Source organism: Streptomyces griseicoloratus (assembly GCF_014534645.1).
Taxonomy (GTDB): domain Bacteria; phylum Actinomycetota; class Actinomycetes; order Streptomycetales; family Streptomycetaceae; genus Streptomyces; species Streptomyces griseicoloratus.
This window is the reverse complement of record NZ_JACVQF010000054.1, coordinates 1-437: the sequence shown is the minus strand read 5'-3', so window position 1 is coordinate 437 and position 437 is coordinate 1. Positions and strand designations below refer to the sequence as shown.

The following is a 437-nucleotide window of genomic DNA, read 5'->3' as shown; positions in this document are numbered from 1 at the left end:
GCTCCTCCGGCGACACCGCGAACAACCACGCCCGCACCGGCACCTCGACCGCCAGGTCGAAGGCGTAACCGGCCACTCCGGCGATGGCTCCGGGCAACTGCTCCGGAGAGATCTCCCCGGTCGGCGTCCCGTCCATCGGCCCGACGAGCGGAAGCTCGCGCACGGCCTCGTCCCACGACAGGGCGTCGAGGTCGAGAAGGTGCACCGGCGCCGCGGATCCTCCATCCACCACGTGAGTCACGGGCAGGTCCCACACCAGATCAGCGATGTCGAGGACCTGCTGGTAGGGCTCCCCTTCGGCCACGGGGAAGACCGTCCGCAGAGCCTCGTGGCGCGCGATCACGTCACGCAGCGCCAGCCCCAGCGCTTCCCGGTTCAGCTCACCGGACAGACGCAGCACCACCGGGCTGTTGTAGGTCGGGCTCGGACCCTCCAAC

At 70.3% G+C, this 437-nt stretch carries 1 protein-coding gene; it reads right to left on the bottom strand.

Translation table 11 applies throughout. The features are described from left to right. The coding region (locus H0H10_RS01930; RefSeq protein WP_309141707.1) for a condensation domain-containing protein at nt 1-403 on the bottom strand (403 nt) is incomplete at its 3' end. Nucleotides 404-437 lie beyond the last annotated feature (34 nt).